The 6,750-nt window shown below is 57.0% G+C and carries 5 protein-coding genes; 3 read left to right on the forward strand and 2 right to left on the reverse strand.

Going from position 1 to position 6,750, the window contains the following annotated elements; genetic code table 11:
* Positions 1 to 10: 10 nt before the first annotated feature.
* Both clpB and VMJ32_05280 read left to right on the forward strand, forming a co-directional pair.
* Positions 11 to 2,728: an ATP-dependent chaperone ClpB gene (gene clpB, locus VMJ32_05275; GenBank protein HTQ38414.1), complete on the forward strand. Its 2,718-nt coding sequence runs from the start codon at positions 11 to 13 to the stop codon at positions 2,726 to 2,728.
* The gene (locus VMJ32_05280; protein HTQ38415.1) at positions 2,725 to 3,249 is read left to right on the forward strand and encodes a hypothetical protein; all 525 of its coding nucleotides are present in this window, start codon (positions 2,725 to 2,727) and stop codon (positions 3,247 to 3,249) included. Before clpB ends, VMJ32_05280 begins: the two co-directional genes overlap by 4 nt.
* Positions 3,250 to 3,297: 48 nt before the next feature.
* Here VMJ32_05280 and VMJ32_05285 read toward each other — a convergent pair whose 3' ends face one another.
* Together VMJ32_05285 and tnpA are read right to left on the reverse strand one after the other, a co-directional pair.
* Complete coding sequence (locus VMJ32_05285) at positions 3,298 to 3,630, reverse strand: hypothetical protein (GenBank protein HTQ38416.1); 333 nt, start codon at positions 3,628 to 3,630, stop codon at positions 3,298 to 3,300.
* A gap of 1,000 nt (positions 3,631 to 4,630) precedes the next feature.
* Positions 4,631 to 5,080, reverse strand: coding sequence for an IS200/IS605 family transposase (gene tnpA, locus VMJ32_05290; protein HTQ38417.1), 450 nt, complete (start codon positions 5,078 to 5,080; stop codon positions 4,631 to 4,633).
* Positions 5,081 to 5,773: 693 nt separating this feature from the next.
* On the opposite strand from tnpA, the gene VMJ32_05295 reads away from it, so the two are divergent.
* Positions 5,774 to 6,601: a hypothetical protein gene (locus VMJ32_05295; GenBank protein ID HTQ38418.1), complete on the forward strand. Its 828-nt coding sequence runs from the start codon at positions 5,774 to 5,776 to the stop codon at positions 6,599 to 6,601.
* Positions 6,602 to 6,750 lie beyond the last annotated feature (149 nt).

A 6,750-nucleotide genomic window follows, 5' to 3' on the forward strand; every position in this document is an offset into this window, starting at 1 on the left:
ACTCCTAACCATGGCCCTCCGTTTCGACAAATTCACCATCAAAGCTCAAGAAGCCGTGCAGCGCGCCCAGGAAATGGCCGCCGACCATGGCAATCCGCAAATCGATCCCTTGCACTTGCTGGCCTCGCTGCTGGCCGAGGAAGAAGGCATCGTCAAGCCGCTGCTCGATAAAATCGGCGTCAACCGCACGCAACTCGACCGCATTGCTGAGTCCGAGTTGAACCACCTGCCCAAGCAAAGCGGCCACGTCGGTCAACCGGGCATCAGCCACGAGCTGAATAACGTGTTCGAAGCCGCCCAGCGCGAAGCCGGCACGATGAAAGACGATTTCGTTTCGACCGAGCACTTGCTGCTGGCGCTGGCGAAGGTCGATTCCAAAGCCCGCAATGTCCTGAAGTTGAACGCCATCACAGAGAAAGAACTGCTCGCCGCCATGCAAACCGTGCGCGGCTCGCAGCGCGTCACCGACATGGCTCCCGAGGCCAAATTCCAGGCCCTGCAAAAATACGGCATCGATCTGGTCGAACGGGCTCGCCAAGGCAAGCTCGATCCGGTCATCGGGCGCGATCAAGAAATTCGCCGAGTCATCCAGGTACTGTCTCGTCGCACCAAAAATAATCCCGTGCTCATTGGCGAGCCGGGCGTCGGAAAAACCGCCATCGCCGAAGGCCTCGCCCTGCGCATCATCCAAGGCGACGTGCCCGACAGCCTGAAAAACAAGCGCATTATCGCTCTCGACCTGGGCGCGCTCATCGCCGGCGCAAAATACCGGGGCGAGTTCGAAGACCGTCTGAAGGCCGTCCTCCGCGAAGTGCAAGATGCCGCCGGCAGCGTCATTCTCTTCATCGACGAACTCCACACCATGATCGGCGCCGGCGCCGCCGAAGGCGCTACCGACGCCGCCAATTTGCTTAAGCCGGCCCTCGCGCGCGGCGAGCTCCGCTGCATCGGCGCAACCACGCTGGACGAATACCGCAAGCACATCGAAAAAGATGCCGCTCTGGAGCGCCGCTTCCAGCCGGTCTATGTGGGCGAGCCCACCGTCGACGACACCATCGCCATTCTCCGCGGCCTCAAGCCCCGCTACGAAGCGCATCACAATGTGAAGATCAAAGATTCAGCGCTCGTCGCCGCGGCCAAGCTCTCGCAGCGCTACATCACCGACCGCTTTCTGCCCGACAAAGCGATCGATCTGGTCGACGAAGCCGCCAGCCGGTTGGCGATGGAACTGGAAAGCGTGCCGGGCGAAATCGATCAAATCCAGCGCCGCATTACGCAGTTGGAACTCGCCGACCGTCAGCTCGCCGAGGAAACCGAAGAACACGCCGTCGAACGCCGCGCCGAAATTCAAGAGGAAATCCAAAAGCTCCGCCAGCAGTTGGCCAGCCTCCGCGAACAGTGGGAAGCCGAAAAACTCGGCCTGGGCGACGTCCAGCAAACCCGCAAACGGCTCGACGCTGTCGAGCACGAAATCAGCCAGCTCACCGCGCAAATCAAAGAGAACCAATCCGCCGGCATGCCGGTTAAGGAAGAACTGTATCAACGCTTGTTCAATCTCGATAAAGAACGCAAAACCCTCGAGACTAAGGTCGAAGCCTCCACCGCCGAAAAACCCGACGACAAAAAACATAAAGCCGCGACCGCTGGTCGCGCTGAATCACCCGACGGCAAACCAACCGAAAAGCGCCGCCTCCTTCGCCAGGAAGTCACCCCCGACGAAATCGCCGAAGTCGTTTCCGCCTGGACCGGCATCCCTGTCACCCGCATGTTGGAAACCGAACGCGCCAAACTCCTCGTGCTGGAAGATCGACTGCATCAGCGTGTCGTCGGGCAAGACGAAGCCGTCACCGCCGTGGCCGATGCCGTCCGCCGCAGCCGCAGCGGCCTGCAAGACCCGCACCGCCCCATCGGCAGCTTCATTTTCCTCGGCCCCACAGGCGTGGGCAAAACCGAACTGTGCAAGGCCCTGGCCGAAGTCCTGTTCGACGACGAGCACGCCATGGTCCGCCTCGACATGAGTGAATTCATGGAAAAGCACACCGTCAGCCGCCTCATCGGCGCGCCGCCGGGCTACGTCGGTTACGAGGAAGGAGGCATGCTCACCGAAGCCGTCCGCCGCCGCCCGTACTGCGTGGTGCTGCTCGATGAAATCGAAAAAGCCCACCGCGACGTATTCAACATTTTGCTGCAAGTGCTGGACGACGGCCGCCTCAGCGACAGCCACGGCCACACTGTCGATTTCACCAACACCATCGTGGTCATGACCAGCAACGTCGGCAGCCAGGCGATTCAGGAAATCGCCAAAGAAGGCGGCACCGAAGACGAAATGCGTGCGGCCGTAAAAGAAACTCTCGCCACGCGGTTCCTGCCGGAATTTTTGAACCGCATCGACGAGACGATTATTTTCCACCCGCTGGAGCGTAAGCAAATTCGCCGCATTGTCGATATCCAAATCGGCCACCTGCGTCATCAACTGGAGCAGACCGGCTTGCAGCTCGACATCACCGAGCGCGCTTTGAACCAAATCGCCAGCGAAGGCTACGACCCCGCCTACGGAGCCCGCCCCTTAAAGCGCGTAATCCAACAGCGCGTCGTGAACCCGCTAAGCCGCGAACTCCTCAAAGGCGAATTCCCCGAAGGCGCGACGGTGCACATCGACTTTGTGGATGATGAGTTTACGTTTTCGCGGAGTGATGAACAACAAAAACAACCTGTTACATCAAGATGATTTCGTCAATCGATGATTCCGCGGAAAAGGCACTTCTGGTTTTGTTGGGTGGCCTCCTAGGCTGGCTTGCAACACTTGTGACGAACCGCGTTTCAGGCCATTCACAATTCGATTATCAGTTCCGGCTCGAAAAAGAATATGCGCGGTATTGCGATCTTTGGAAAAAGCTATTTCTATTGCGCAGGGCTATTGGCTCTCTTATCGAAACGTTAGGTGGTGGCCGCACCGTTTCGCACAAAGACGAGGTTACAAAGTTGTTTAACACCTACCAAAAAGCGGTCCGCTTTGGTGAGCCGTTTATGGACACCTCAGTTCACGATCCGGCAAGAGCGATTATCCAATCATGCCTTAGAATTATTAACAATATAGATAGCGTTCAGGAGCTTCAACAAATTGACGATCGTGAAACTAAGAAAGCTGAATGGAAGCAATTGCGAGAAGATACCGAGATGAAGTTTCAGGAAATCGACAAGTTATTTGATGAGGTCTCAGCTGCAATCAAAAAACGAGTAACGCCGTGATCGGTTTCTATGGTGCGCCATGTCCGCGTCTCTCCTCGTGATTAGTTCCTACCAAATTCCGTGTGATTTAGTAGCTTGTTCGAACTCAGAAAGTCTTTTTTTCAGATAATCTTTAGCATTTGCTGTCCCGACTCCCTGTTCTTCAATGTGCGCGATCGCTCCCTTCAGCATGTAAAAGTTGGGCCCATTAAACTGGTCTGACATCTTAAGTTTTTTGCTGATCTCATTTTGCGCAGGATTGGTCCATTTCAAAAGATAACCGGCCGCAATGATCTCGCATTGAATCGCAAAGACCGCCTCGGGATTTGCACGGTATTTCTTGCTAACTGAATCAACGGTTCGGAAGCAATCTACAATGAAGTCGTTAGTGTCATCGAGCATAGGCAAGCCCGGGCGTAAATTTATGAAACGCTAGTATAGCAATAATTCGGGAACGTCACGCACAGATGCCACTGCTCGTCGGTACCGTTTCTTTAGGCCCGGAGGGCCGGCAGGCAATAGCCCCGACCGTGAGGTCGGGGATTTCGGACCGCGCCATTACACATCTGTCCCCTCACAAACCTCAGGTCCGGAGGACCGGCACAATCGGTGTATGATTTTGGTGATGCGCCGCCGTTCGTATCGGGCCTCCGGCCCTAAAAAATTCTTGGGGCATTTCCTAACCCCAACCTTACGGTTGGGGCTACTTCCTGTCGGGCCTCCGGCCCTTGTCGATCGTTGCCCACTGCGCTACCTCAACCTAACGGTTGGGGCTACTTCATGTCGGGCCTCCGGCCCTGGTGAATGCGGGTATTCGCAACCAAAGGCCAGGAGGGCCGGCAGGATTTCGGACCGCGCGATTGTACATTTGTCACCACACAAATCAAGGTCCGGAGGACCGGCACGATTGGTGGATGATTTTGGTAAGGGGCGCCGTTTGGTGTCGGTCCTCCGGACCTGCAAAATGTTCGGAATGTTCCAAACCCCAACCTGACGGTTGGGGCTATTTCCTGTCGGGCCTCCGGCCCTTGTCGATCGTTGCCCACTGCGCTACCTCAACCTAACGGTTGGGGCTACTTCATGTCGGGCCTCCGGCCCTGGTGAATGCGGGTATTCGCAACCAAAGGCCCGGCGGGCCGGCAGGCAATAGCCCCGACCGTGAGGTCGGGGATTTCGGACCGCGCGATTGTACATTTGTCACCACACAAACCCGAGGTCCGGAGGACCGGCACGATTGGTGGATGATTTTGGTGATGCGTCTCCGTTCGTATCGGGCCTCCGGCCCTGCAAAAATGATTGGCGGCTCGCAAACCCCAACCTCACGGTTGGGGCTACTTCCTGCCGGGCCTCCGGCCCTAATTTCGCCATACGACCATGGCATTGGAGATCGACAAAACACAACTCACACCCACAAATACCGCTCCTCGTAATCGATCCCGTGTTTCTCTAACAGCGCCATAAACTCCGCCGTAAATTTCCATTTCTTGTGGTGCCGTTCTTGGTTTTGAATGTACTCCGTCACCCGCGCTTGGGCCGATTTACTGACTGAGAATGCGGCATAGCCGGTTTGCCAATCGAATCCCTTGCATTGTGGCGCGTTCTCGTGGATCCAACGGCTGGAGTTGGCTTTCATCGCGCTGACTGCCTCCGCCAGTGAAATCGTGGCCGGCAAAGATGCCAGCACATGCATGTGATCTTCCATTCCGCCCGCTGCCAGCAATTTGCAATTCTTCTTTGCCAGGATGCCGCCGATGTATCCGTACATTCGATCGCGCCAAGATTTGCGCAGCAGCGGCTCCCGATCGGCCGTACCCCACACAAAATGAACGAGATTAGAAATAAATGTGGACATGGTTGCGTCTCGAGCGAAAAGTGCCGGTCCTTCGGACCTCAGAAATGAATGGTGGCCCATCATACCTCAACCTGACGGTTGAGGCTATTTCCTATCGGGCCTCCAGCCCTGCTGTTTACCATCCCCTGAAGCAAATGCTGACCGGACTTTGTTCACCGCCTCCAGGCCCGGAGGGCCGGCAGGCAATAGCCCCGTTCGTTAGATCGGGGATTTCGAACGCCCCCGCCTATTCCATTCAATCCCCAAACGCCGAGGTCCGGAGGACCGGCAGGTAATAGCCCCGACCGTGAGGCGGGTGCAGCGGCAAAGCGATAGCATGTGCTTCCATAAAGCCGCGACCGGTGGTCGCGCCGGCGCACCGGTGGATATTCCATTTCCATGGATCATGGTTTATGAACGCCGCTCATGATGGTTAATCCACATCGCTGCAGCGCGACCACCGGTCGCGGCTTTATGTAACCGATTGCAACTTTGGTCCAGCGCGCCGGCCAAGTATGCCGGCAATCTTTATCTCGCCCGCAAACATTTCGCCCCATCAACTGCAGTCGGGCTAAAAGCCTGGCAAACCTTGCGGCCTGCGGCCAGTTTGCGCGCTGTGCCGGCCAGCACAGGGAATGCCGCGAATGCTGCTTTCGCCGCCTTTGAAGGCCGATGCTCCTGTAAGGTTCTTAACGCCCTTAGGAGATGCCAGCAATGAAACGCCCGCAAAGTCGGCGCTCGTTCGAACGCTTGGAAACGCGACAGATGATGGCCGGCAACGTGGTGGCCTCCGTTGTTGGAGGCAACCTAACCATTACCGGCGACGACGCGGCCAACGTTGTGACGTTGCAGGAAATTGGCGATACCGGCCAGTGGCAAATCACGCTGGGACAGCGCACCTGGACCGATAACCACGTGCAGAAATTCGTGACCGATACGGTCACCGGCAACATTACCGTCAATTTGAATGGCGGCGCGGACAACCTCACCATCAAGGGCGGAAGCATTCCCGGCCATTTAACCATTTTGATGGGCGACGGCGACGACTCCGCCACCTTGACAAATTTGCAAATCGGCACGTTTTTGCACTTCGAAGGGGGCGCCGGCAACGATCAACTGACGGTTAAAAACGTACACGTCAGCGATCCAACGTTCGCTTACTTTTCTTCCATCGACATGCAAGACGGCAATGACCGGGCCAACATCCGCAACTTCACCGATCAAGATTTGCAGCTCACGATGGGCGCCGGTAACGACCACCTGACAATGACCGATTGCACTTTTGTCGGCGGCCCCTTCCAGCGCTTGCAAATCGACACGGGCGATGGAAACGATACCACGACCCTAAAGAACGACGCCACGGGCCCGCTCACCGTCAACACCGGGACGGGCAAGAATGACCTGAAGGTCACCGATTGCACCGCCGACAGCGCCAACTTCGAGAACTCGGGTACGGGCAAGCTCTCCGGCTCGGGGAACACTTTCGGCGCCGACACGGTCGCTCCCGGCTTCACGCATCTGCTGGGCGAGTTCAACGTGTAGCTCCAACCATTGATGCATTTCGCCGGAAGCAATTTCGCGGGCGCGTTGGCCAAATTCCCGGCCAACGCGCCCGCGGCGTTTCAAATTCGCGCTTCCTCCCGCTTCCCATTTTGTTCCTGTTATAATGCCCGCTGGTTCGGCCGCCTTTC

This window comes from Pirellulales bacterium (assembly GCA_035499655.1).
Taxonomy (GTDB): domain Bacteria; phylum Planctomycetota; class Planctomycetia; order Pirellulales; family JADZDJ01; genus DATJYL01.